Origin of the sequence: Nonomuraea sp. C10 (genome assembly GCF_008017515.1) — a bacterium.
In the GTDB taxonomy this organism is placed as follows: domain Bacteria; phylum Actinomycetota; class Actinomycetes; order Streptosporangiales; family Streptosporangiaceae; genus Nonomuraea; species Nonomuraea ferruginea.
Map to the genome: position 1 here is coordinate 2,972,908 of NZ_VPFF01000001.1, position 23,464 is coordinate 2,996,371.

Annotated in this window: 23 protein-coding genes; 18 read left to right on the forward strand and 5 right to left on the reverse strand. The window is 71.2% G+C overall.

What is annotated here, in order from left to right; genetic code table 11:
* The first annotated feature begins 149 nt into the window (after positions 1–149).
* From FR742_RS13535 to FR742_RS13580, 10 genes are all read left to right on the forward strand, one after another.
* Positions 150–1,373, forward strand: coding sequence for a multidrug effflux MFS transporter (locus FR742_RS13535; RefSeq protein ID WP_148031295.1), 1,224 nt, complete (start codon positions 150–152; stop codon positions 1,371–1,373).
* 91 nt (positions 1,374–1,464) lie between these two features.
* A complete protein-coding gene (locus FR742_RS13540) occupies positions 1,465–2,184 on the forward strand; it encodes a metalloregulator ArsR/SmtB family transcription factor (protein ID WP_148031296.1) in 720 nt (239 codons plus the stop codon).
* On the forward strand, positions 2,181–3,593 hold the full coding sequence (sufB, locus tag FR742_RS13545) for a Fe-S cluster assembly protein SufB (RefSeq protein WP_148031297.1): 1,413 nt from the start codon (positions 2,181–2,183) through the stop codon (positions 3,591–3,593). Before FR742_RS13540 ends, sufB begins: the two co-directional genes overlap by 4 nt.
* Complete coding sequence (gene sufD / locus FR742_RS13550; protein ID WP_148031298.1) at positions 3,593–4,714, forward strand: Fe-S cluster assembly protein SufD; 1,122 nt, start codon at positions 3,593–3,595, stop codon at positions 4,712–4,714. The genes sufB and sufD overlap by 1 nt, the downstream gene beginning before the upstream one ends.
* Positions 4,711–5,028 (forward strand): non-heme iron oxygenase ferredoxin subunit, encoded by a 318-nt coding sequence (locus FR742_RS13555; RefSeq protein ID WP_148031299.1) that lies wholly within the window; start codon positions 4,711–4,713, stop codon positions 5,026–5,028. Before sufD ends, FR742_RS13555 begins: the two co-directional genes overlap by 4 nt.
* A gap of 3 nt (positions 5,029–5,031) precedes the next feature.
* A complete protein-coding gene (sufC, locus tag FR742_RS13560) occupies positions 5,032–5,778 on the forward strand; it encodes a Fe-S cluster assembly ATPase SufC (RefSeq protein ID WP_148031300.1) in 747 nt (248 codons plus the stop codon).
* Positions 5,775–7,037, forward strand: coding sequence for a cysteine desulfurase (locus tag FR742_RS13565; protein ID WP_148031301.1), 1,263 nt, complete (start codon positions 5,775–5,777; stop codon positions 7,035–7,037). The genes sufC and FR742_RS13565 overlap by 4 nt, the downstream gene beginning before the upstream one ends.
* Before the next feature lie 2 nt (positions 7,038–7,039).
* Positions 7,040–7,480 (forward strand): Fe-S cluster assembly sulfur transfer protein SufU, encoded by a 441-nt coding sequence (gene sufU / locus FR742_RS13570; protein WP_148031302.1) that lies wholly within the window; start codon positions 7,040–7,042, stop codon positions 7,478–7,480.
* Positions 7,477–7,836 carry a metal-sulfur cluster assembly factor gene (locus tag FR742_RS13575; protein WP_148031303.1) on the forward strand — a complete coding sequence of 120 codons (360 nt, stop codon included), beginning with the start codon at positions 7,477–7,479 and terminating at the stop codon, positions 7,834–7,836. The genes sufU and FR742_RS13575 overlap by 4 nt, the downstream gene beginning before the upstream one ends.
* 304 nt (positions 7,837–8,140) lie before the next feature.
* Positions 8,141–9,958 (forward strand): DEAD/DEAH box helicase, encoded by a 1,818-nt coding sequence (locus FR742_RS13580; protein WP_148031304.1) that lies wholly within the window; start codon positions 8,141–8,143, stop codon positions 9,956–9,958.
* Positions 9,959–10,886: 928 nt separating this feature from the next.
* Here the strand turns inward: FR742_RS13580 and FR742_RS13585 are convergent.
* Together FR742_RS13585 and FR742_RS13590 are read right to left on the reverse strand one after the other, a co-directional pair.
* Positions 10,887–11,816, reverse strand: coding sequence for an RNA polymerase sigma-70 factor (locus FR742_RS13585; protein ID WP_148031305.1), 930 nt, complete (start codon positions 11,814–11,816; stop codon positions 10,887–10,889).
* Positions 11,813–12,724 (reverse strand): NAD(P)-dependent oxidoreductase, encoded by a 912-nt coding sequence (locus FR742_RS13590; RefSeq protein ID WP_148031306.1) that lies wholly within the window; start codon positions 12,722–12,724, stop codon positions 11,813–11,815. The genes FR742_RS13585 and FR742_RS13590 overlap by 4 nt, the downstream gene beginning before the upstream one ends.
* Before the next feature lie 147 nt (positions 12,725–12,871).
* On the opposite strand from FR742_RS13590, the gene FR742_RS13595 reads away from it, so the two are divergent.
* The 3 genes from FR742_RS13595 (at position 12,872) to hisG (ending at position 14,945) form a co-directional block, all read left to right on the forward strand.
* The gene (locus FR742_RS13595; RefSeq protein ID WP_148031307.1) at positions 12,872–13,639 is read left to right on the forward strand and encodes an SDR family oxidoreductase; all 768 of its coding nucleotides are present in this window, start codon (positions 12,872–12,874) and stop codon (positions 13,637–13,639) included.
* Between the two features lie 134 nt (positions 13,640–13,773).
* Positions 13,774–14,037: a phosphoribosyl-ATP diphosphatase gene (locus tag FR742_RS13600; protein WP_148031308.1), complete on the forward strand. Its 264-nt coding sequence runs from the start codon at positions 13,774–13,776 to the stop codon at positions 14,035–14,037.
* 62 nt (positions 14,038–14,099) lie between these two features.
* Positions 14,100–14,945 carry an ATP phosphoribosyltransferase gene (gene hisG, locus FR742_RS13605; RefSeq protein WP_148031309.1) on the forward strand — a complete coding sequence of 282 codons (846 nt, stop codon included), beginning with the start codon at positions 14,100–14,102 and terminating at the stop codon, positions 14,943–14,945.
* An 80-nt stretch (positions 14,946–15,025) separates the two neighbouring features.
* Here the strand turns inward: hisG and FR742_RS13610 are convergent, their stop codons facing one another.
* Together FR742_RS13610 and FR742_RS13615 are read right to left on the reverse strand one after the other, a co-directional pair.
* Positions 15,026–16,315: an aminotransferase class V-fold PLP-dependent enzyme gene (locus FR742_RS13610; protein ID WP_222708921.1), complete on the reverse strand. Its 1,290-nt coding sequence runs from the start codon at positions 16,313–16,315 to the stop codon at positions 15,026–15,028.
* A 9-nt stretch (positions 16,316–16,324) separates the two neighbouring features.
* Entirely contained in the window at positions 16,325–17,347 is a 1,023-nt protein-coding gene (locus tag FR742_RS13615) for an EAL domain-containing protein (RefSeq protein WP_261808508.1), read from the reverse strand.
* 146 nt (positions 17,348–17,493) lie between these two features.
* On the opposite strand from FR742_RS13615, the gene FR742_RS13620 reads away from it, so the two are divergent.
* Entirely contained in the window at positions 17,494–18,141 is a 648-nt protein-coding gene (locus FR742_RS13620) for an acVLRF1 family peptidyl-tRNA hydrolase (protein WP_148031310.1), read from the forward strand.
* Between the two features lie 19 nt (positions 18,142–18,160).
* On the opposite strand, the gene FR742_RS13625 is transcribed toward FR742_RS13620, so the two are convergent.
* Positions 18,161–18,979 carry an NAD(P)H-binding protein gene (locus tag FR742_RS13625; RefSeq protein ID WP_148031311.1) on the reverse strand — a complete coding sequence of 273 codons (819 nt, stop codon included), beginning with the start codon at positions 18,977–18,979 and terminating at the stop codon, positions 18,161–18,163.
* A 97-nt stretch (positions 18,980–19,076) separates the two neighbouring features.
* On the opposite strand from FR742_RS13625, the gene FR742_RS13630 reads away from it, so the two are divergent.
* From FR742_RS13630 to FR742_RS13645, 4 genes are all read left to right on the forward strand, one after another.
* On the forward strand, positions 19,077–19,643 hold the full coding sequence (locus FR742_RS13630; protein WP_148031312.1) for a TetR/AcrR family transcriptional regulator: 567 nt from the start codon (positions 19,077–19,079) through the stop codon (positions 19,641–19,643).
* 93 nt (positions 19,644–19,736) lie between these two features.
* Positions 19,737–20,786, forward strand: coding sequence for a LacI family DNA-binding transcriptional regulator (locus FR742_RS13635; RefSeq protein ID WP_148031313.1), 1,050 nt, complete (start codon positions 19,737–19,739; stop codon positions 20,784–20,786).
* 472 nt (positions 20,787–21,258) lie between these two features.
* Positions 21,259–21,888 carry a YesL family protein gene (locus tag FR742_RS13640; protein ID WP_261808509.1) on the forward strand — a complete coding sequence of 210 codons (630 nt, stop codon included), beginning with the start codon at positions 21,259–21,261 and terminating at the stop codon, positions 21,886–21,888.
* 56 nt (positions 21,889–21,944) lie between these two features.
* Complete coding sequence (locus tag FR742_RS13645; protein ID WP_261808510.1) at positions 21,945–23,444, forward strand: extracellular solute-binding protein; 1,500 nt, start codon at positions 21,945–21,947, stop codon at positions 23,442–23,444.
* Positions 23,445–23,464 lie beyond the last annotated feature (20 nt).

Here is a 23,464-nt window from a genome sequence, read left to right on the forward strand (position 1 = left end):
CGTCGGCTTGTCAGGGAGGTTTCACCTACGAACGATACGTTTACCGGAAATTTCCGGAAACCGGGAATGAGTATTACCAGAAAAGGGTTTAGTCCTCTCGGTTCATGTCCGCATCTCACATTTTGGCCCGCATGGAGAGGTAAACGCGCATGTCCGTGGCAGAAGCCGCGCAACCGGTCGTCCAGGAGAGCCGCCGCCGCGCGGGGCTCCTGCTCTTCATCCTCGGGGCGCTCTCCGCGATCGGGCCCCTGTCCATCGACATGTACCTGCCCGCGCTGCCGGCCATCACCGAGGAGATGCTCAGCGTCCCCGCCCAGGTCCAGCTCACGCTGACGGCCTGCCTCGTCGGCGTGTCCGTCGGTCAGGTGGTGGCCGGGCCGCTCAGCGACGTGCGCGGCCGGCGGGTGCCGCTGATCGTCGGCGTGGGCGGCTTCATGGTGGCGTCGCTCCTGTGCGCGTTCGCCCCCTCCGTGCCCGTGCTCATCGCGCTGCGGCTGGTGCAGGGCATGCTCGGCGGCGCGGCCCTGGTCATCGTGCGCGCCGTGGTGCGCGACCTGTACGACGGCGCCGCCATCGCCCGCATCTTCGCCAGCCTCATGCTGGTCAGCGGCCTGGCGCCGATCCTGGCGCCGATCGCCGGGGCGCAGCTGCTGGAGTTCACCTCGTGGCGGGGCGTGTTCGTGGCGCTGAGCCTGGCCGGGCTCGTGCTGATGCTGGCCGTGCTGGCGGGGGTGCGCGAGACGCTCCCGGCCGACCAGCGGGAGAGCGGCGGGTTCAGGCACACCCTGCGCAGCTTCTCGCGCCTGCTGCGCGACCGGCCGTTCATGGGCTGCGCGCTGACCGCCGGGCTCGCGTTCGGCGCCATGTTCGCCTACATCTCGGGCTCGCCGTTCGTCCTCCAGGACGTGTACGGGGCCTCGCCGCAGCAGTACTCGCTCATCTTCGGGCTCAACGCGTTCGGCCTGATCGCCATGTCGCAGGTCGGCGGGCGCCTGGCCGGGCGGGTGCCGCAGGTCCGGCTCATCCTCGCCGGTCTGGGCGTCGCCCTGGCCGGCGGGGCGCTCCTGCTGCTGGCCGTCGTCATCGGGCTCGGGCTGACCGGGGTCGTGGCCGGGCTGTTCGTCATCATGTGCGGCCAGGGCCTGATCCTGCCGGGCACCGGCGCGCTGGCCCTGGCCGGCCAGCCGCCGCAGGTGGCCGGAGCGGCCTCGGCGCTGCTCGGCGTGCTGCAGTTCGCGCTGGGCGCGGTCGCGGCGCCGTTCGTCGGGCTGTTCGGCGCGGACACGGCGCTGCCCATGGCCGTCGTCATGACCGGCCTGTTCGCCTGTTCCGCCGTGGTCTTCGCGATCATGGCCCCGAAGTCTGTTAGGTAAGCCTTACCTGAGTGAGAAATTGCATTGACCCGCTGCTCGGAACCGTTTGTGGACCGGGAAGGAATTAGGGCACACTGATGTTGTGAAAAACGTGCCCTTGATAGAGCCAGGCAGCGAGCGCAGCACCCGTGCGCGCGTCGCCCGGCTCATTCTGGAGCACGGGCCCATCGCCGCGTCGGCGCTGGGCGAGCGGCTCGGGCTCACGCCCGCGGCCGTCCGCCGCCACCTCGACGCGCTGCTCGCCGACGGGATGATCGAACCCCGTACGGTGCGGCCGCGCGGTCAGCGGGGGCGCGGGCGTCCGGCCAAGCTGTTCGCCATCACCGACGCGGGGCGCAGCGCCTTCGAGCACGCCTATGACGACCTGGCCGGGAGCGCGCTGCGTTTCCTGGCCGCGCGTCTGGGGGAGGAGGCGGTGGCCGACTTCGCCCGCACACAGGTCTCAGGCCTGCTGCGGCGGCTGGAGCCGGTCATGCGGCAGGTGCCACCCGACCAGCGCGTCCAGGTGCTGGCCCAGGCTCTGTCCGCGGAGGGCTACGCCGCCTCGGCCACCAAGGCCAAGTCGGGCGGCGACCAGCTCTGCCAGCACCACTGCCCGGTGGCCCACGCGGCCGCGGAGTTCCCGCAGCTGTGCGAGGCCGAGACGGAGGCGTTCGCGCAACTGCTCGGCACCCCCGTGCAGCGGCTGGCCACGATCGCGCACGGCGACGGGGTCTGCACCACGCACGTGAGCCCCCAGACGCTGGGGGTCCCACATAGAGCAACTGCCGAGAAAAGCACTCGCGAGAAGAGCAAGGAGACCGGAGGGTGACTGTCACCGACCGCCCGGAGCTGGAAGGCCTCGGGAATTACAAGTTCGGCTGGGCCGACCCCGACGCCGCCGGCGCGGCGGCCAAGCGAGGCCTGTCCGAGGAGGTCGTACGCGACATCTCCACGCTGAAGAACGAGCCGGAATGGATGCTCGACCTTCGCCTGAAGGGCCTCCGCCTGTTCGACAGGAAGCCGCTGCCGACGTGGGGCTCCGACCTCACCAGCATCGACTTCGACAACATCAAGTACTTCGTGCGTTCGACGGAGAAGCAGGCGACGTCCTGGGACGAGCTGCCCGCCGACATCAAGAACACCTACGACAAGCTCGGCATCCCCGAGGCGGAGAAGCAGCGCCTCATCGCCGGCGTCGCCGCCCAGTACGAATCCGAGGTCGTCTACCACAAGATCCGTGAGGACCTCGAGGAGAAGGGCGTCATCTTCGTCGACACCGACACGGGCCTGAAGGAGCACGAGGAGCTCTTCAAGGAGTACTTCGGCTCCGTCATCCCGGTCGGCGACAACAAGTTCGCCGCGCTCAACACCTCCGTGTGGTCCGGTGGCTCGTTCATCTACGTGCCGCCGAACGTCGAGGTCGAGATCCCGCTGCAGGCCTACTTCCGGATCAACACCGAGAACATGGGCCAGTTCGAGCGGACCCTGATCATCGTCGACGAGAACAGCTACGTCCACTACGTCGAGGGCTGCACCGCGCCGATCTACTCGTCCGACTCGCTCCACTCCGCGGTCGTCGAGATCATCGTGAAGAAGAACGCCCGCTGCCGTTACACGACCATCCAGAACTGGTCCAACAACGTCTACAACCTGGTCACCAAGCGCGCCGTCGCCTACGAGGGCGCGACCATGGAGTGGATCGACGGCAACATCGGCTCCAAGGTCACGATGAAGTACCCCGCCGTCTACCTCATGGGCGAGCACGCCAAGGGCGAGACCCTGAGCGTCGCGTTCGCGGGCGAGGGCCAGCACCAGGACGCCGGGTCCAAGATGGTCCACCTCGCCCCGCACACCAGCTCCACCGTCATCTCCAAGTCGGTGGCGCGCGGCGGCGGACGCACCTCCTACCGCGGTCTCGTGCAGATCGAGGAGGGCGCCCACGGCAGCGCCAGCACCGTCAAGTGCGACGCCCTGCTCGTCGACCAGATCAGCCGCTCCGACACCTACCCGTACGTCGACGTCCGCGAGGACGACGTCTCGATGGGCCACGAGGCCACGGTCTCCAAGGTCAGCGAGGACCAGCTGTTCTACCTCATGAGCCGCGGGCTCGACGAGGACGAGGCGATGGCGATGATCGTGCGCGGCTTCGTCGAGCCGATCGCGCGCGAGCTGCCCATGGAGTACGCACTCGAGCTCAACCGGCTGATCGAGCTGCAGATGGAAGGAGCCGTCGGCTGATGGGCCTGAACGAGAAGCCCCTGTCGACCCTGCACGAGAAGGCGTCGTACGACCTGGCCGACTTCGAGGTGCCGGCCGGGCGCGAGGAGGCGTGGCGCTTCACCCCGCTCTCGCGCCTGAAGGGCCTGCACGACGGCAAGGCCGTGGCCGAGGGCCACGTCAAGGTCGACGTGGACGCCGCGCCCGAGGTCACCGTCGAGACCGTGGGCCGCGACGACCCGCGGCTCGGCAAGGTCTACGTGCCCGCCGACCGGGTCAGCGCGCAGGCGTTCAACGCCTTCGAGAAGGCGACCGTGCTCACGGTGGCGCGCGAGGCCGTCACGTCCAAGCCGACCGTCGTCACGCTCACCGGCGCCGGCGACGGCGCCGCGTACGGTCACCTGCTGGTCCAGGTCGAGCCGATGGCCGAGGCCGTGATCGTGCTCGACCACCAGGGCAGCGCGGTCTACGCCGACAACGTGGAGTTCGCCGTAGGCGACGGCGCCACGCTGCGCGTGGTCAGCCTGCAGGACTGGCAGGACGACGCCGTCCACGTCAGCCACCACCACGCCAGGCTCGGCAGGGACGCCACCTTCCGCAGCTTCGTGGTGACGCTCGGCGGCGACTTGGTCCGGCTGTCGCCCAGCGTGTCCTACGACGGGCCCGGCGGCGACGCCGACCTCACCGGCGTCTACTTCGTCGACGCCGGTCAGCACCTGGAGCACCGCCTCCTGGTCGACCACTCGCAGCCCAACTGCAAGAGCAACGTCGACTACCGCGGCGCGCTCCAGGGCGAGGACGCGCACGCCGTCTGGATCGGCGACGTGATCATCCGGGTCGCGGCCGAGGGCACCGACACCTACGAGCTCAACCGCAACCTCATCCTCACCGACGGCGCCCGCGCCGACTCGGTGCCCAACCTGGAGATCCTCACCGGCGAGGTGGCCGGCGCGGGGCACGCCTCCACGTCCGGCAGGCTCGACGACGAGCACCTGTTCTACCTCCAGGCCCGGGGCATCCCGTACGACGAGGCGCGCCGCCTGGTCATCAGGGGCTTCCTCGGCCAGCTCGTCGAGAAGATCCAGATCCAGGAGATCCGCGACCGCGTCATGGCGGCGCTGGAGGCGGAGCTCGCCCGATGAGTTTCGAGAAGGTCTGCCAGATCGGCGACATCCCCGACGGTGGCGTCATCGCCGTCGAGCTCGGCGAGACGCCGGTGGCGCTGGTGCGCAAGGGCGGCGACGTGTTCGCCCTGCACGATGTCTGCTCCCACGCCGAGGTGCGGCTCAGCGAGGGTGACGTCTACGACGGCACGCTCGAGTGCTGGCTGCACGGCTCGTGCTTCGACATCCGCACCGGCAAGCCCACCGGCCCGCCCGCCACCAAGCCCGTGAACGTCTACACAGTCAAGATCGACGGCGACGACGTGCTCGTCTCGCTCTCGAAGGAGTCCTAAGCAATGTCCACCCTTGAGATCCGTGACCTGCAGGTCGCCGTCGAGGACAAGGAAATCCTGCGCGGCGTCAACCTGACCGTGAAGTCGGGCGAGACCCACGCCATCATGGGCCCCAACGGCTCCGGCAAGTCCACGCTCGCCTACGCCATCGCCGGTCATCCGAAGTACACGATCACCGGCGGTCAGGTGCTGCTCGACGGCGTCGACCTGCTGGAGCTGTCGGTCGACGAGCGGGCCCGCGCGGGCTTGTTCCTGGCCATGCAGTACCCCGTCGAGGTCCCCGGCGTGTCGGTGTCCAACTTCCTGCGCTCGGCCGTCACCTCCGTCCGCGGCGAGGCGCCCAAGCTGCGCCAGTTCGCCAAGGACCTGAAGAACGGCATGGACGCGCTCGCCATCGACGGCTCCTTCGCCCAGCGCAACCTCAACGAGGGCTTCTCCGGCGGCGAGAAGAAGCGCCACGAGATCCTCCAGCTGGAGCTGCTCAAGCCGAAGATCGCGGTGCTCGACGAGACCGACTCCGGGCTCGACGTCGACGCGCTGCGCGTGGTGTCGGAGGGCATCAACCGCTTCCGCGAGTCCGGCGAGACCGGCGTCCTGCTGATCACGCACTACACTCGCATCCTGCGCTATGTGAAGCCCGACTTCGTGCACGTCTTCGCCAACGGCAAGATCGTCGAGGAGGGCGGGCCGGAGCTGGCGGACAAGCTCGAGTCCGAGGGCTACGAGCAGTACACGAAGGCATCTGCATGACTCAGACCAGCTTTGACGTGGAGAGGATCAGGAAGGACTTCCCGGTTCTCTCCCGCGAGCTGCCCGGCGGGCGCCCGCTCGTCTATCTCGACTCGGGCAACTCTTCCCAGAAGCCCACACAGGTCATCGAGACCATGCGCGAGCACCTGGCGCTGCACTACAGCAACGTGGGGCGTGCCATGCACGCCCTGGGCGCCGAGTCCACCGAGGCCTACGAGAGCGCCCGCGACAAGATCGCCGCTTTCGTCGGCGCTCCCTCGCGTGACGAGGTCGTCTTCACCAAGAACGCCTCCGAGGCGCTCAACCTGGTCGCCTACTCCTTCGGCAACCCGGCCAACACCGACGACCGCTTCCGGCTCGGCCCCGGTGACGAGATCGTCATCTCCGAGATGGAGCACCACTCCAACATCGTGCCGTGGCAGCTGCTCGCGCAGCGCACCGGTGCGACGCTGAGGTGGTTCGGCGTCACCGACGAGGGCCGGCTCGACCTGTCCGGGCTCGACGACCTGGTCACCGAGCGGACGAAGATCATTTCGATCGCTCACCAGTCGAACGTCCTCGGCACCGTCAACCCGGTCGCCGACGTGCTGGCCCGCGCCCGGCAGGCCGGCGCGCTGGTGATGCTCGACGCCTCCCAGTCGGTGCCCCACCACCCGGTGGACGTGGCCGCGCTGGGCGTCGACTTCGTCGCCTTCACGGGCCACAAGATGGTCGGCCCCTCCGGCATCGGCGTGCTGTGGGGCCGGGGCGAGCTGCTCGAGGCCATGCCCCCGTTCCTGGGCGGCGGGGAGATGATCGAGGCGGTCTGGATGGACCGCTCGACCTACGCCCCCATCCCGCACAAGTTCGAGGCCGGCACGCCGCCGATCGTCGAGGCCATCGGCCTCGGCGCGGCCGTCGACTACCTCAGCGGGGTCGGCATGGCGGCCGTCGAGGCCCACGAGCGCGAGCTCGCCGCGTACGGCCTCGACGCGCTGCGCGAGCTGCCGGGGCTGCGGCTGATCGGCCCCGACTCGCTGGAGATGCGCGGCGGCACGCTCGCGTTCACGCTGGACGGCATACACCCGCACGACGTGGGGCAGATCCTCGACGACGCGTTCGGCGTCGCGGTGCGCGTCGGTCACCACTGCGCGCGCCCGCTGCACCTGCGGTTCGGAATACCGGCGACCACGCGGGCGTCGTTCTATCTGTACAACACCACGGGCGAGATCGACGCCCTGGTGCGCGGCCTCCACCACGTCCAGAAAGTGTTCGCATAGCGATGATCGGCGAGTCGATGTACCAGGAGCTGATCCTGGAGCACTACAAGCACCCGCAGGGGCGGGGGCTGCGCGAGCCGTACGACGCCGAGGTTCACCACGTGAACCCGACGTGCGGCGACGAGATCACGCTGCGGGTCAGGGTGGGCGAGGCCGGCAAGATCGAAGACGTCTCCTACGACGGTCAGGGCTGCTCCATCAGCCAGGCCGCGGCCTCGGTGCTGCACGAGCTGACGACCGGCTCGACCGTACGGGAGACCCTGTCCGTGGTGGACGAGTTCACCCGCCTCATGCAGGGCAGGGGGCAGGTGGAGCCCGACGAGGACGTGCTCGGCGACGCGGTGGCGTTCGCCGGGGTGGCCAAATTCCCCGCGCGCGTCAAGTGCGCGCTGCTGTCATGGATGGCCTACAAGGACGCTGTGGTGAGGAGTGCTGCACAATGAGCAAGCCTGTCGAGACCCCGACCGGCTTCGACGGTGACGCGACCGTCGAGGAATTGATGGAGGCGCTCAAGGACGTCGTCGACCCCGAGCTCGGCATCAACGTCGTCGACCTCGGCCTGATCTACGGCCTCAACCTCGATCCCGGCCAGGACGGCAAGCCCGTCGCCACCATCGACATGACCCTGACCAGCGCGGCCTGCCCGCTGACCGACGTCATCGAGGACCAGGCGCACTCCGCGCTCGACGGCATGGTCTCCGACGTGAAGATCAACTGGGTCTGGCTGCCGCCGTGGGGCCCTGACAAGATCACCGACGAGGGCCGCGACCAGCTTCGTATGCTAGGCTTCAACGTCTGATCTTTTCTGCTGGAGGCTGGCGCCTCGGCGCCGGCCGCTTCAGCATGCCGGAGGTCTCCGGAAAGTCCGGAGATCCTCCTCGGGAATAAGCGTGATCTCTCCCGTGTTGGCACCCAAGGACACCTGACGCCTCATCGCGCGTCCCGCGCCGCCTGCGGCCGGCGCCCTCAGGTGCGCCTTCCCCCAAGCTCCGCCCCGATGGCGGGCGCACTGCAATGTGTACGGCAATGTCGCCGTACGTCCTGGCTCGTCCTTTCGCAGAAGTGACGTGCCACTTCGACTGAAAGGCACGAATTTCGTGACCATGCTTGACGCTGTCCTGCCCGAGACGACCCCCGAGCAGGGCCCGTCCGAGTTCGAGCTGCTCGGCCTGCCCAAGCCGCTCGTGAACGGCCTGGCCAGGCAGGGCATCGGCTCCCCGTTCCCCATCCAGAGCGCGGCCATCCCGGACGTGCTCGCCGGCGCCGACGTGCTCGGCCGCGGCCAGACCGGCTCCGGCAAGACCCTCGCCTTCGGCCTCCCCATGATGGCCCGCATCTCCGGCGTCAAGCCGGCCCCCGGACGCCCCCGCGCGATGGTCCTCGTCCCCACCCGCGAGCTCGCCCTCCAGGTGCACGACGCCCTCGAACCCCTCGGCCGCGGCCTCGGCCTGCGCATGAAGGTCGTCGTCGGCGGCATGTCCATGGGCAAGCAGATCGAGGCGCTGCGCCGCGGCGTCGACGTCGTCATCGCCACCCCCGGCCGGCTCGGCGACCTGATCCGGCAGGGCGAGTGCTCGCTGGAGGACATCGAGATCAGCGTCCTTGACGAGGCCGACCACATGTGCGACCTCGGCTTCTTCCCGGTGGTGACGGAGCTGCTCGCGCAGACCCCGCCCAGCGGGCAGCGGCTGCTGTTCTCCGCCACCCTCGACGGCGACGTCGACAAGCTCGTCCAGCGCTTCCTCAAGGACCCCATCAGCCACTCCGTCGCACCGGCCACCTCGCCCGTCGACACGATGGAGCACCACGTGCTGCAGGTGACCCGCGACGACAAGTTCGACATCACCGCCGAGATCGCCAACCGCGAGGGCCGCACGATCATCTTCGTGCGCACCCAGCACGGCGTCGACCGCCTCTGCAAGCAACTGGCCAGGGTCGGCGTCAAGGCTGGCGGCCTGCACGGCGGCAAGCGCCAGAACCAGCGCACCCGCATCCTGGCCGAGTTCCGCGAGGGCTCCGTCAACGTGCTCGTCTGCACCGACGTCGCCGCCCGCGGCATCCACGTCGACAACATCAGCCTGGTGCTGCACGTCGACCCGCCCCAGGACAGCAAGAGCTACCTGCACCGGGGCGGCCGCACGGCCCGCGCCGGCGAGAAGGGCACCGTCGTCACGCTGGTGCTGCCGAACGAGCGCCGCTCCACCGAGTCGCTGACCCGGCGGGCCGGCATCCACCCGTTCCGCCTCAAGGCGACCCCCGGCCACCCCCGGGTGGCGGAGGTCACCGGCGCCCGCGTGCCGAGCGGCGAGTCGATCCCCGTGTGGGAGCCGGACGTCCGCAAGCCCCTGCGCCCGCGCCGCGACAACCACAACGGCCGCTCCCGCCGTCCCCGTCGCGACTTCGACGGCGAGCGCCGTCCCCGGCGTCACGAGGACGGTTTCTCCGGCCCTCGCCGTCACGAGGACGGCTTCTCGGGTCAGCGCCGCCACGAGGGCGAGCGGCCGTTCGGCGGCCCGCGCCGCCACGACGGCGGAGACGCGCAGCCGCGCAGCTTCGGTGAGGACCGCCGCGACCGCCCCTTCCGCGAGGGCGACCGTCCCCGTGGCGGTGGCTACCGTGACGACCGCCCCAGCGGTGGTTACCGCGACGACCGTCCCGCCCGCGACGGTGACCGTCCCCGTGGCGGCGGTTACCGTGACGACCGCGGGACGCGAGGCGGCGGGTTCCGTCCCGACGACCGCGGCAACCGCTACTCCGCCGACCGCGGCCGCCCCTCCACGGGTGACCGCGACCGCGGCGGATACCGCTCCGACGACCGTCCCCGCGACGGCTACCGTCCCGGCAACTTCCGCTCGGACGACCGCGGCACCAGGGGCGGCGGCTACCGCCGCGGCAGCTCCGGCCGCAGCTTCGACCGCTGACCCACACCGCCCGTGACGGGTTCCGTCCATCCGACGGGGCACGCAAGGCCAGACCATACGAGCACCCCCGCTCCGTTCACCCGAACGGCGCGGGGGTGTTCGCATGTGCGGGGGTGGTGATTGCGCTCCGTCCGGCAGGGCACGCAAGGCCGGCGCCATACGAACACCCCCGCGCCATTCACCCGAACGGCGCGGGGGTGTTCGTGTGTGCGGAGGTGTGGGTCAGTGGTGTGTACGGCGGGTCGTGGGTGATGTGATGGGCGGGGCGCGCACGACCCGAAGTCATGCGAGCGCCCCCGTTCCGTTCAGTCGAACGGTGCGGGGGTGTTCGTGTGTGCGGAGGTGTGGGTCAGTGGTGTGTACGGCGGGTCGTGGGTGATGTGTTCGGCGGGGCGCGCACGACCCGAAGTCATGCGAGCGCCCCCGTTCCGTTCAGTCGAACGGTGCGGGGGTGTTCGCGATGTGCGGAGGTGTGGGTCAGTGGCGTGTACGGCGAGGCTTGCACGACGGGGCCTGCAGGAGCGGCATTCGAGTTCCCGCTCCGTTCGTCCGAAGGGGTGCTCGCAGGTGCGGACGGTGGTCATGCCGGTCCGGCGTCGGCGGTGCGGGGTGGGGGAGGCGAGACGGCGGGCCGTGAGGGCGATCGCGGACTGGGGCGCCGGTGTGGGTGCGGAGCGGGTGCCGCTTGTTCGCGGGGTACTGGTGGGAGGGGGCGCGGGGCGGCTGGTCGGCTGGGGGGTGTTATGGCCTGGGTAGGAGGCAGTGGGGCGTGTTGATCGCGCTCGCGAGTTGCGGACCGGGTGTCATGGCTGGGGTGTGGGGCGGCGGGTTGTGTTGTTCGCGCTCGCGAGTTGCGGACCGGGTGTTGTGGCTGGGGTGTGGGGCTGTGGGGGGGTGTTGTTCGCGCTCGCGAGCTGCGGACCGGGTGTCATGGCCGGGGGGTGGGGCGGCGGGCTTGGTTGGCTTCGCGGACGATGGCCCAGGCGTCCGCGACCTGGCCCAGGTGGCGGAGCTTGTCGGGGTTGATCACTGCGCGGATCGTCTGGACGCGGCCGGAGAGGATGTCGAGGGTCAGGGTGTTGACGATCCTGCCGTCCCGGTCGCGGAAGATCGCGCCCGGCTGGCCGTTGACCTCGTGCGGCTGCACCACGCCGCCGATGCGGACGAACGGCCCGGCGATCCCGGCCAGGACCCTGGCCACCTTGCCGGCGCCGAAGACGCCCGTGCCCCACAGCGGGGCGTTGCCGCCGCTGTCGCCGACCATCCGCACGTCGGCGGCGAGCAGGTCGCGCAGCCCGTCGACGTCCCCGTCACGGAAGGCGTCGAAGAACCGTCCGGCGAGCTCGTCCCGCTCGCGGCGGTCGGTCTCGAACCGGGCGCGTCCCGCCTCCATGTGACGGCGCGCCCGCACGGCGAGCTGGCGGCACGCCGCCTCCGAGCGCCCCACCGCCGCGGCGACCTCGCCGAAGCCGAACCCGAACACCTCCCGCAGCACGAAGACCGCCCGCTCCAGCGGGCTGAGCCGCTCCAGCAGCAGCAAGGCCGCCATCGACAGCGAGTCGGCCAGCTCCGCCGCCCGCTCCGGATCCTCGTAGGGGTCGGCCAGCAGCGGCTCGGGGAACCACCGGCCGGTGTACTGCTCCCGCCGGACGCGGGCCGAGCGCAGCACGTCGATCGCGATCCTGGACACCGTGGCCGCCAGGAACGCCTTGGCCGACGCCGGTCGCCCGGGGTAGGCGTCGTAGCGCAGCCAGGCCTCCTGGACCGCGTCCTCGGCCTCGCCCACGCTGCCCAGGATCCGATAGGCGATCGAGAACAGCAGCGGCCGCAGCTCCTGGAACTCCTCCGTCCTGGTCACGCCAGCTCCTCCTTGAAGCCCTGACGCCAGGAGGGGTGGCGCAGCCGCCAGCCCAGCTCCCGCTTGGCCTTGGCGTTGGAGAAGCCGCGCCCCTCGGTCATCATCGCCACCGCGGTCCTCCCGGCCAGCGGCCTGGCCAGCCAGACCGGGATCCGCATCGGCGGTTTGGCCCCCGCGCACGCGGCCAAATAGGGCAGCCACTCGCGCGCCGGGGCCGGCTCGTCGTCGACGATGTTGAACACGCCCCTCGCCCGCTGTTCCACGGCCAGGACGGTGGCCTCGGCCGCGTCGTCGAGATGCACCCACGAACTGTAGCCGCCGCCGTCGCCGATGACCGGATACTGCCGCTTGCGCACCAGCTCGACCTGGGCGTCGGTGGCCCCGGGCCCGTAGAAGGCGCCGTAGCGCAGGACCGCGCCCCCGGCCGCGGCGACCACCTGTTCGAGGTGGCGGATCGCCGCCGCCCCCTGGCCCGTGCTCGTCGGGTCCAGCGGATCCTCCTCCGTCTTCACCCACCCGCCCGTACGGATGCCGTTCCACGAGGCGTAGCTCTGCGCGACGACATGGGAGACGCCGGCCGCCTCGGCGGCGGCCAGCAGGTGGTCCGTCCCCTCGGTGCGCAGCCGGTTGGTGGTGGCGAACCAGCGGTCGAAGTGCTTGATGTCGGGCTTGCCGCCGATCGCGGTCATCTGGTGCACGATCACGTCCGGCCGGGCCCTGGCCACCGCCTCGCCGACCGCTTCCGCGTCCAGCCCGTCCATCACGACCGCCTCGGCGCCGAGGCGCTCCAGGAGGCCCAGCTTGCCCGCGCCCGTCGTCGTCGCCGTCACCTGGTGGCCGCGCGCCACGAGCCGCCGCACCAGCCGCCGTCCCAGCACCCCGGCCCCGCCGGCCACGAACACCCGCATGACCATCACCTTTCCCCACGTCACTGGCTTTCTCCGCCACCCGGGACGAGACAGCACAGCCGTCTGTGACATCGGCCGTCCATGTCACAGCGCGGCCGGCCTGTCTCGTCCCGGGGCGGACAGACTCACTGAGACAGGAGCTTGGCGATGGACGAGCGGAACACACACCGGAAGATCGCCCTGATCACCGGGGCGAACAAGGGGATCGGCCGGGCGACCGCGGAGCGACTCGCCGAACTGGGCGTGACGGTCCTGATCGGCGCCAGGAACGCGCGGCGTGGCGAGGAGGCCGCGGCGGCGGTGCGCGCGGGAGGCGGCGACGCGCACGCCGTCACCCTCGACGTCACCGACCTCGCCACCGTCGAGGCGGCCGCCGGATGGGTCGAGGAGCGGTTCGGCCGCCTCGACGTGCTGGTCAACAACGCCGCCATCACCGGCTCCGGCCAGGTCCCGCCCGAGGACGCCGTCGACCAGATCCCCAGCGGCGTCGACCTGGACATGGTCCGGTCGGTGTTCGAGACCAACGTCTTCGGGGTGATCGCGGTCACCAACGCCATGCTGCCGCTGCTGCGGCGGTCGCCGGCGCCGCGGATCGTCAACCTCAGCAGCGGCGGCGGGTCGCTGACCGTCAACAGCGAGCCGGGCGGCCCGCTGAGCGGGCTGCCGCAGTCGGCCGCGTACTCGCCCTCCAAGACCGCGCTGAACGCGCTGACCGTGCAGTACGCCAACGAGCTGCGGAAGGACGGCATCCTGGTCAACGCCGCGGCCCCCGGCTACGTCGCCACGGACATCAACGACCACCGCGGGTTCCTCACCCCCGCGCAGGGCGCGACGGTCGTGGTAAGACTGGCGACGCTGGACGCGGACGGGCCGACCGGTGGGTTCTTCAGCGAGGACGGCCCCGTGCCCTGGTGACTGCCGGTTGAACGGACCACCCCACCCGAGAGGCCGGGCGCGACGCGCCAGGGAACGCGCCCGGCCGCGGGTGAGTCCGGTGCCTGGCGCAGACTAGGCTTGAGTAGCATTCCTGCCGAACGACGAGAGAGATCATGAAGACCTTCGAAGAGCTGTTCGCCGAGCTGTCCGAGAAGGCGCAGACCCGGCCCGCGGGCTCGGGCACCGTGGCCGCGCTCGACGCCGGCGTCCATGCCATCGGCAAGAAGGTCGTCGAGGAGGCCGCCGAGAGCTGGATGGCCGCCGAGCACGAGTCGAACGACCGGGCCGCCGAGGAGATCTCGCAGCTCCTCTACCACGTGCAGGTGCTGATGATCGCGAAGGGGATCGGGCTCGACGAGGTGTACAAGCATCTCTAGGGCGCCCCGCGCCCGCCTCCGCCCGTCCCGCACGTTTCGCGACCCATCCGAGGACCACTGACATGCTACGTCTGGCCGTACCCAACAAGGGCGCTCTCAGCGAGGCCGCCCAGACCATGCTCAAGGAGGCCGGCTACCGGCCCCGCAGAGACAGCAAGGAGCTGTTCGTCGTCGACGAGGCGAACGGCTGCGAGCTGTTCTTCCTGCGCCCCCGCGACATCGCCGTCTACGTCGGCGAGGGCACGCTCGACGCCGGCATCACCGGCAGGGACATGCTCATCGACTCCGGCGCGCCCGTCGAGGAGATCATGCCGCTCGGCTTCGGCGCCTCCACCTTCCGGCTGGCCGCCAAGGCCGGCACCCTGACCAGCGTGCACGACCTGCAGGGGCTGCGGGTGGCCACCTCCTACACCGGGTTGCTCGAGAAGTACCTGTCCGACCAGGGCGTCGACGCCCGCGTGATCAAGCTCGACGGCGCCGTCGAGACCGCCATAAGGCTGGGCGTCGCCGACGCGGTGGCCGACGTGGTCGAGACCGGCACCACCCTGCGCAACGTCGGGCTGGAGGTGTTCGGCGAACCGATCATGCGCTCGGAGGGCGTGCTGATCAAGCGGAACGGCACCCCCGACTCGCCCGCCATGCAGCAGATCGTCCGCCGCATCCAGGGCGTGGTGCACGCCCGCGACTTCGTCATGATGGACTACGACATCCGCGCCGAGCGGATCGAGGAGGCCATCGCGCTCACGCCCGGCATGGAGGGGCCGACGGTCTCGCCGCTGCACCGCGAGGGCTGGGTGGCCGTCCGCGCGATGGTCCGCCGCCAGGGCCACCAGCAGGTCATGGACAAACTGTGGGACCTCGGCGCCCGCGCCATCCTCGTCACCGACATCTACGCCTGCCGGCTCTAGTAGCGCAACCCGTGGTCGAAGCGGCGGGCCGGCGAAACGCGTGCCCGAGGCGGGAACCCTCACGAGCGGCCGGCAGGACGTCAGGCGAGTCCTTTCACCGCTTCGACGGCGTGGTCGACCTGCTCGGGCGTGGTGACGATGCTGGTGCCGAAACGCAGCAGCGACGGCCTGTACGGGGTGGTGGAGGCGATGACCTTGCGCCCGTGCAGGTGGGACACCGCCTGGGCCGCGTCCATGCCGTCGATCGAGCAGCACACGAGCCCCGCCGAGAGGCCGGGGGAGTCGGGGGTGGCCAGCCGGACGTGCGGGAGCGCGCTCAGTCCGGCCTTGAGCCGGGTGGCCAGCTCCTGGGTGCGCCGCTGGATGCGGTCCTTGCCGATCGCCTTCTGGAAGTTGAACGCCTGCGTCATCGCCCACCGGTGCTCGAACGCCTTGTAGCCGCCCGGCGTGGCCAGGTCGGCCGTGGTCTCGGCCGGCCCCTCGCCGCGCTGCCAGGCCACGAACGAGGACCGCCCGAAGCCGGGGATGACCGGGGCGAGCGCGTCCCAGGCCCGGCCCCACAGGATGCCGGTGCCGCGCGGCCCGAACAGCCACTTGTGCGTGCCGCTGGCCATGAAGTCGCAGCCCAGGTCGCCCATCTCGTCGGCCATCGCGCCGAACCCGTGCACGCCGTCGACGCACAGCAGCGCCCTGTCGGCCTCGTCGCGGCCCCGGTTGGCCTCGGCCAGCATGTCGGCGATGGCCCGGATCGGCAGCCGCACCCCCGTGCTGGAATGCACCCACGTCACCGCCACCACGCGGGTGCGCGGCCCCAGGCCGTCCTTGATCGCCTCGACGATCCTGGCCTCCGACGCCTGGGCCGGGTCGTCGTACAGCCTGACCCTGCGCACCTTCGCGCCGGTGCGGTCGGCGAGCAGCCGCACCCCCTCGTGGGTGGCCAGGAAGTCGTGCTCGGTGGTGAGCACGTCCTGGCCGTCCTTGAGACGCATGCCGGAGTAGAGCAGGCCCAGGCCCATCGTGGTGCTGTCGGTGAGCGCGAGCTGCCGGGCGTCGGCGCCGACGAAGCGCGCGGCCGTCTCCCGTACGGTGGCGTCAGGAGAGGCGTTGCCGGCGGGCAGGTAGTGCGGGTCGGCGTCCAGGCCCGCGCGGTGCCGCTCGATCGCCGCCCGCACCGGGGCCGGCGCGGGGGCCAGCACGAACGCCGCGAACTGCCCGTACGCCGGATCGAGCGTGAACTGCGCGCGCACCGACTCCCAGTCGTCCGCGTCGAAGGCCGGAGACGGCTCGGGGGCGGGGGAGGAGGTGCAGGCCGCCACCCCGGCGAGCATCCCCGCGCCGAGCACCGCCCGTCTGTTCAGCTGCCGCGTCACGCTCCCTTCCTATCCCGGGACGCGCCGATCTGCCCAGAGCGCCGGGCGAGTCGTTACCTGCCTGATCAGGTCCGAGATCCGGACGATGCCGAGGCAGCGGTTCACCTCGTCGGTGACCACCAGGTCGTCGTAGACGCGGCCGGTGTCCCGGCCGGCCGCCTGCATCGCCGCCACCGCCGGAGTGGTCCGCGGCACCGTGCGGGGCGGATCGGCCAGCCGCCGCGCAGGTTTCGACCCGTACAGCGCGTGCCCGTACCGGGAGGCGATCGAGAGCAGGAACCGGCCGCGGTCCAGGCTGCCCAGCGGACGCTGGTACTCGTCCACCAGGACCACGCTGGTGATCGTCGGCTCGCGCCCGAACGCCTCCACCGCCTGCTCCGCCTTCGCCGCCTCGGGCAGCGTCACCGCCGGCAGCAGCAGCTCCTGCACGCGGGGGCCGAGCGTCGCCTCCGGCTGGTCGTCGGCCGTGCCCAGCGGCACCCGTACCAGCCCGTCGGGGCCGGGCGACAGCAGCGGCCCGGTCGCCATCCGCGCGCCCCACGAGCGCGCCGCGGCCAGTTGCGCCTCGTCCTCGATCGCGGGTGCCAGCACGTGCGCGCCCACGCCGCGCGCCAGCGTCACCACCGCGCGCGCCGCCGCCACCGCCCGGTGGTCGCGGGGCGCCCGCGCGATCAGCTCCGGCGCGATCCCCACCAGGTACGGGGACGCGTCCGCGATCAAATCCAGCGGCACGTGCTCGGTCCCGGCGCCGCCGAATCCGAGCAGGTAGCCGTGGGCCCGCAGCCCGTCGAGCGCCACCCTGAGCAGCCGGCGCTCCTGCGGCGCGCACGGGCCGCTCAGCAGCAGGATCAGCTCGCGCGGATGCCGGCCGGCGCGGCGCAGCGCCTCGTGCAGCGGGGCCATCGCCCCCGCGCCCGACAGCACCACCTGGACCGGGACGTCCAGGACCATCGGCAGCGGCGCGGCCCGCAGATTCCCCGACGGGTCGAGCATCGCCGGCCGGGCGATCACCGAACCCGTGTCGAGATCCACAAGAGGGCCTGTGAGCAGGGAGGACACGTAGCGATGATGGGCTGGTCCGGGACCCCGCGACAGTCTCCCGCGGTGGAATTCACCGACATTTCCCCGGAGATTCCCCGGCCGGTGAACGCGCGCCGCCGGTCGGTTAGCCTTCCGGCATGAACGCGCGACCGGCGAAGGGCGGCGGCCGGTGGGTCTCCGTGCCGCCTGAGCGGCTGAATCCGTGGATCGACGGGTTCGCCGCCCGCCACGGGCCCTTCGAGGCCGCCGGTGACGACCGCCTGGTGCGGCTGACGGCGCGCGACGGGGCGGTGGCCGAGCTGCACGTGCCCTTCCCGCCGATGCGTCCGGGCCCGCCGCACGTCACCAGGCTCGTCGAGCACTCCCGCGCCGCCCGTCGGGTGGGGGTCGTGCTGGTGCGGCTCGGAGGATACGCGGCCGGGGTGTTCGACGGGACCGCGCTGGTCGCGTCGAAGGTCGGGTCGCGGCTGGTCCAGGGGCGCACGGCGGCGGGCGGCTGGTCGCAGCAGCGCTTCGCCCGCCGCAGGTCCAACCAGGCGGGCAAGGCCTTCGAGGCGGCCGCAGAGACGGCCCTGCGGGTCCTGACGCCGCACGAGCTGGACGCCGTCGTGCTGGGCGGCGACCGCAGAGCGGTGGACGCCCTGCGCGCCGACCCGCGCCTGGCGCCGCTGCTGGCCCTGGAGACCGAGCCGTTCCTGACGGTCCCCGACCCGAAGCTGACGGTGCTCAAGGAGACCCCGGCCCAGTTCCGGGCCGTCCGCGTGCGCGTCACCGACCCCGTGTGACCGCGCCCGGCGGAGGAGGTCAGGCGCCGAAGGCGTGGGCGTGGTCGGCGAGAAAGGCCGTCAGGGGGCGCGGCGGGCGGCCGGTGAGGTCCTCGACCGCGGAGGTGACCGAGGCCCAGTCCTCCGTCTCCATCTCCCGCATCATCGTGGCCACCTCCGTGGCGGCGCCCTGCGGCACGCCCTGGGCGGCCAGGTGGGCGGCCATGGCGGGGACCGGGAGGTCGACGTAGGTCACCCGCCGGCCGATCGCCGCCGTGACCGCCGCGGCGATCTCGTCGTGGGTGTGCGCCTCGGGCCCGGTGAGCGTGTACGTGGCGCTCGGGCCCACCGGCGCGGTCAGCAGGGCGGCCGCCGCCGCGGCGATGTCCCGGGCGTCGATGTAGCTGACCTTGGCCGCGCCGTACGAGCCATGGATGCGGCCGTCGCGCACCTCGCCCGGCAGGTTCTGCATGAACCCGCCGGGCCGCAGGATCGCGTGCGGCAGACCGGACGCGCGCAGGTGCTCGTCGATGCGGCCGTGCGGGTCCTGACCGAGCCTGCCGCCCGGCCTGGCGTGGCGTACGGAGACCGTCACCACCTGCGCCACCCCGGCCTCCCGCGCCAGGTCGACGACCGCGCGGTGGGCGTCCACGACGCCGGGCCAGAGCGAGCTGTTGAGGAACAGCCGGTCGCCGGGTGACAGGTGCGCGCCGATCGACTCAGGCCGTTCCAGGTCGCCCGGCACGTACGGACCGCCGAGACCGGCGGGCTCGCGGGTGACGGCGGCGACCTCGCCGGGCGGGAGCAGGGCGACGAGCGCCCGGCCTATGGAGCCGGTGGCGCCGGTGACCACGATCATGGACTTCCCCTAAGTGGATGACATCATTCCGGTTAGGTGGACCGTACAGGTAGCGGAATCTCGCCGTCCACTTATTCGGGGCGGTACGATTTCCTCCGTGCGGGCGGACGCCAGGCGGAACCTGGGCAAGATCGTGGAGGCCGCGGCGGCCGTCATGGCCGAGCGGGGCCCCGCCGCGCCCATGGAGCTCATCGCCCGCCGCGCGGGCGTCGGCGTCGGCACGCTCTACCGGCGCTTCCCCGATCGGGCCGCGCTGCTCGCCGCCATGGGGGAGCACTACGTGCACTCGCTGGGCGAGGCCCTCGACCGCGCCGTGGCCGAGGAGCGCGACGCCTGGAGCGCGCTGCGGGCGTTCGTGCTGTGGGCGGGCGACTCGGGGCGGGGCGTGCTCGCCGCCGTGCTGGCCGGGGTGCCCGAGGAGGCGACGGTCGGGCCGGGGTTCGAGGAGACCCGTCAGCGCTGGCTGGAACGTTTCACCGCGCTCGTCCGGCAGGCCCAGGCCGACGGCCGGATGCGCGCCGACGTGGGGGTGGACGACGTGGTGGCGCTGCTCAACCTGTTCGCCTGCCATCCAGGCTCGCTGCCCGCACACGTCGCGGCCCGGCCCACCTGGTTCCTCGGGCTGATGCTGGACGGGATGGCGGCCGGGGCCGCGCGAGTCTGATCACGGGATCGCCACGTCTTTGAGACGATTCAAAAAAATCTTCAAGGCCGCTATGATGAACCCGTTAACAGCGGCACGGCCTCGTGAGGATCAATGGGGACCAGGAGCATCAAGGAGGTCGCGCAGCTGGCGCGGGTCTCGGTCGGCACCGTGAGCAACGTGCTCAACCGCCCCGAGATCGTCTCGCCCGCCACGCGTGAGCGGGTCTTCGAGGCCATCCGCGAGCTGGGGTTCGTCCGCAACGAGGTGGCCCGTCACCTGCGGGTCGGGCGCAGCCGCACGGTCGGGCTGGTCGTCCTCGACGTCTCCAACCCGTTCTTCGCCGACGTCGCCCAGGGCGCCGAGGCGGTGGCCGACGAGCACGACACGATGATGATGCTCTGCAACAGCGCCGCCGACCCCGACCGCGAGCGCCGCCACCTCGACCAGCTGGAGCAGCAGCGGGTGCTGGGCGTCCTGATCACCCCGGTCGACGCCGCCAGCCCGCGCCTGGCCCAGCTCACCGCCAGGGGCACGCCCGTGGTGCTGGTCGACAGCGCCGCCACCGGCATGCAGTGCTCGGTCGCCGTCGACGACCGGCTCGGCGGCCAGGTGGCCGCCGCCCACCTGATCGAGCGCGGCCACCGGCGCATCGCGTTCGTCGGCGGGCCGCTGTCGATCAAACAGGTCGCCGACCGCCACGCCGGGGCCTCCGCCGCCGTGTCCGCCGCCGTGTCCGCCGCTGTGTCCGCGTCCGCCGGGGAAGGCGCCGAGCTCGTCGACTTCGAGACCACGGCGCTGGGCGTGGCCGCAGGGCGGGCCGCCGGCGAACGCCTGGCCGCGCTGCCGGGGGCCGAGCGGCCGACCGCCGCCTTCTGCGCCAACGACCTGCTCGCCCTCGGGTTCCTGCAGGCCATGTCGCTGCGGGGGCTCAAGGTGCCCGACGACGTGGCGATCGTCGGCTACGACGACATCGACTTCGCCGCGGCCGCGGCGGTGCCGCTGTCGTCGGTGCGTCAGCCGCGTGAGCTGCTCGGCCGTACCGCCATCGAGCTGCTGCTGGAGGAGGTCTCCTCACCGGACGAGCACCGTCACAGGCAGGTGATCTTCCAGCCCGACCTGGTCGTCCGCGAGTCGAGCAAGGCGATCCGCAGAGACGCCTGAGCGGCGCTCCACCGTCCGGGGAAGCGGACGCGTGCCTGGAGTGTGCGTCTGGGCAGGATGCGGCTGGAGAGCTGCCGTCCGACGGCCTGGTGTTCCGGTGCCTGGCCGGCGTGGGACGGACGGTCCGAGCCGGCGATCGGGAAAGATCGTTGCACAGCTGCAATCCGCGCGAGAGTCATGGCTTCCACCTGGTCGCGCAGGGGTGGACCCGCTGACGGCGGTGCTCGACGCGGTGGGCGTGCAGGCGGCGGGGTGACCTTCTCGGTCCTCGTTCCGCTGGACCGGCGGCGCGGACGGATGGGGTTCAGGGAGGTGGCGGAATCCGGGGGTGGCGACGCATTGACTTTGAGTCGATTCAACACTACTTTCGCAGCAACCGACCGCCGTTCACCCCCGCGTAACGGGACGGGAACCAGCATGCAACGGCTCCCGTCCCCGGGTCCGCGCACACGCCACGAGAAGGTGCTGCCGGATGAGCCATCCCGCCATGTCAATCAGGTTGCAGGCCGCCTGTTCCGAGGTGGTCTGGGCGGCCCGGCTGAACGTGCTGTGGGTCGTCTTCACGCTACTCGGCGGCGTCGTGCTCGGGCTCGGGCCCGCCACCGTGGCCGCGTACACGCTGGCCCGGAGGCACGCTCGTGGTGAATCGATTCATGCGCTGCCCGAGTTCTGGCGCGTCTACCGGCGCGAGTTCGTCCGCGCGTCCCTGCTCGTCCTGCCCCTGGCGGTGGTCGCCACCGTCCTCGTCGGCAACCTCCTCTACTTCGCCGCACTCGGGCCCGGCGCCAGGGCATGGCAGGTGGCGACGCTCGTGGCCCTCGTGGCGCTCGCCTGCGTCGGGTCCTACCTGGGGCCGCTCTACGCGCACTACGACCTGCCGCTGCCGGCCTACCTGCTGAAGGCCTCACTGCTGGCGCTCACCCGGCCGGCCTCGTCCGTGCTCCTGCTGTTCGTGCTCGCCGCGATCGTCTTCGCGACGGTGGCGGCCCCCCTCCTCGCGCTCCTCCTCAGCGTCGGCGCGTGGATCTGCCTCAACACGTGGCTGTGCCTGCGGTTCTTCGAGGAGAACGAGGCGCGCCTGCACTCGAAAGGGAACCGATGACCGCATCCCGTCGTCGCCGGCTGGCCGCCGGTGCGTTAACGCTAACAGCAGCTCTCGTGGCGTCCGCCTGCTCCAGCGGCGCCGGTGAGGGGGCGGCGGAAAGCGACACGCTGACCATGATGGTCCCGCTGTTCCAGACCGCCCCCGACCCCAAGGGCGAGATCCAGCAGGCCGTCGAGAAGCTCGTGGGCAAGAAGCTGCAGATCACCTGGGTTCCCAACGCCGAGTACAACGACAAGACCAACGTCATGCTGGCCTCCAACGCCATCCCGGACGTGGTGGTCATCCAGGACAACAAGGGCGCGTCGTTCGTCCAGGCCGCGAAGGCGGGGGCGTTCTGGGACCTGACCGACAAGCTCGACAAGTACCCGAACCTCAAGCCGAAGTCGCAGCAGGCCTGGATCAACTCCAAGACCGACGGCCGCAACTACGGCATCTACCGGGTCCGCCCGCTGCTGCGCTCGGCGGTCGTGCTCCGCAAGGACTGGCTGGAGAAGCTGGACCTGGAGCCGCCCAAGACCACCGACGACCTGTACGAGATCGCCAAGGCGTTCACCGAGAAGGACCCCGACGGCAACGGCAAGAAGGACACCTACGGCCTCATCCTGCCGAAGTGGCCCGCCCCCGTGTTCTCCGCGTCCAGCCCGTACAACGCCATCGACGTCTGGTTCGGCGCCCCCAACAACTACGGCATGCGCGACGGCAAGCTCGTCCCCGAGTTCGACGTGCCGGAGTTCTGGGAGGCGCAGAAGTACACCAAGAAGTTCATCGACGAGGGCCTGGTCAACCCCGACTGGGCCACCCTGGACACCGGCAAGTGGAACGACCCGTTCCTCCAGGGCAAGGGCGGCATCATCATCGACGTCAACGTCCGGGCCGGCGAGCTCTTCGACAAGTTCAAGGAGCTGGACCCGGAGACCTACGACCAGAAGGTCGCGATGGCGGGCAACCTGACCCGGCCCGACGGGCAGAAGTTCTCCCTGCCGTTCACCGGCTACAACGGCATCGTGGCGATCTCCAAGCAGCGCGTCCAGACCGAGGAACAGCTCGACGACGTGCTGACCACGCTGGACAAGCTGGCCGGCAAGGAAGGCTCGATCCTGCTGAACAACGGCATCGAGGGCCGCAACTTCAAGGTCGAGGACGGCTACGCCGTGAAGATCAACGAAGACGACCCGGCGGTCAAGGTCATCAACAACGACGTGCAGTTCGGCTTCATCCAGCTCGGCACGACCGCCAGCGTCGGCGTCGCCGGTGACGCGTACGAGTGGATGCGCCCCAGCCAGGCCGAGCAGGACTGGCTGAAGCAGCGCGACGAGCTCATGGAGCTGGACCTGCAGACCGCCGTGCACGACCCGTCGCTGCCGGTCATCTCGCAGACCGCGGTCGAGAAGGGCGCCACGCTCGGCCCGATCCCGACCGACGCCCGCATCAAGTATCTGGCGGGCGCGCTGACCGAGGACGAGTTCAAGGCCGAGATCAAGCGCTGGTACGACAGCGGCGGCACCCAGATCCTCGCCGAGCTCCAGGACGGGATCTCCAAGATAGGCGGCTGACCGGCACGACCGAGAGGCCC

Excerpts from the sequence above, each read along its gene's own strand:
- FR742_RS13535 (WP_148031295.1), top strand. The coding sequence starts at position 150 with ATGTCCGTGGCAGAAGCCGCGCAACCGGTCGTCCAGGAGAGCCGCCGC.
- sufD (WP_148031298.1), top strand. The coding sequence starts at position 3,593 with ATGGGCCTGAACGAGAAGCCCCTGTCGACCCTGCACGAGAAGGCGTCG.
- FR742_RS13555 (WP_148031299.1), top strand. The coding sequence starts at position 4,711 with ATGAGTTTCGAGAAGGTCTGCCAGATCGGCGACATCCCCGACGGTGGC.
- sufC (WP_148031300.1), top strand. The coding sequence starts at position 5,032 with ATGTCCACCCTTGAGATCCGTGACCTGCAGGTCGCCGTCGAGGACAAG.
- FR742_RS13565 (WP_148031301.1), top strand. The coding sequence starts at position 5,775 with ATGACTCAGACCAGCTTTGACGTGGAGAGGATCAGGAAGGACTTCCCG.
- sufU (WP_148031302.1), top strand. The coding sequence starts at position 7,040 with ATGATCGGCGAGTCGATGTACCAGGAGCTGATCCTGGAGCACTACAAG.
- FR742_RS13575 (WP_148031303.1), top strand. The coding sequence starts at position 7,477 with ATGAGCAAGCCTGTCGAGACCCCGACCGGCTTCGACGGTGACGCGACC.
- FR742_RS13580 (WP_148031304.1), top strand. The coding sequence starts at position 8,141 with ATGCTTGACGCTGTCCTGCCCGAGACGACCCCCGAGCAGGGCCCGTCC.
- FR742_RS13590 (WP_148031306.1), bottom strand. The coding sequence starts at position 12,724 with ATGCGGGTGTTCGTGGCCGGCGGGGCCGGGGTGCTGGGACGGCGGCTG.
- FR742_RS13595 (WP_148031307.1), top strand. The coding sequence starts at position 12,872 with ATGGACGAGCGGAACACACACCGGAAGATCGCCCTGATCACCGGGGCG.
- FR742_RS13600 (WP_148031308.1), top strand. The coding sequence starts at position 13,774 with ATGAAGACCTTCGAAGAGCTGTTCGCCGAGCTGTCCGAGAAGGCGCAG.
- hisG (WP_148031309.1), top strand. The coding sequence starts at position 14,100 with ATGCTACGTCTGGCCGTACCCAACAAGGGCGCTCTCAGCGAGGCCGCC.
- FR742_RS13620 (WP_148031310.1), top strand. The coding sequence starts at position 17,494 with ATGAACGCGCGACCGGCGAAGGGCGGCGGCCGGTGGGTCTCCGTGCCG.
- FR742_RS13625 (WP_148031311.1), bottom strand. The coding sequence starts at position 18,979 with ATGATCGTGGTCACCGGCGCCACCGGCTCCATAGGCCGGGCGCTCGTC.
- FR742_RS13635 (WP_148031313.1), top strand. The coding sequence starts at position 19,737 with ATGGGGACCAGGAGCATCAAGGAGGTCGCGCAGCTGGCGCGGGTCTCG.
- FR742_RS13640 (WP_261808509.1), top strand. The coding sequence starts at position 21,259 with ATGAGCCATCCCGCCATGTCAATCAGGTTGCAGGCCGCCTGTTCCGAG.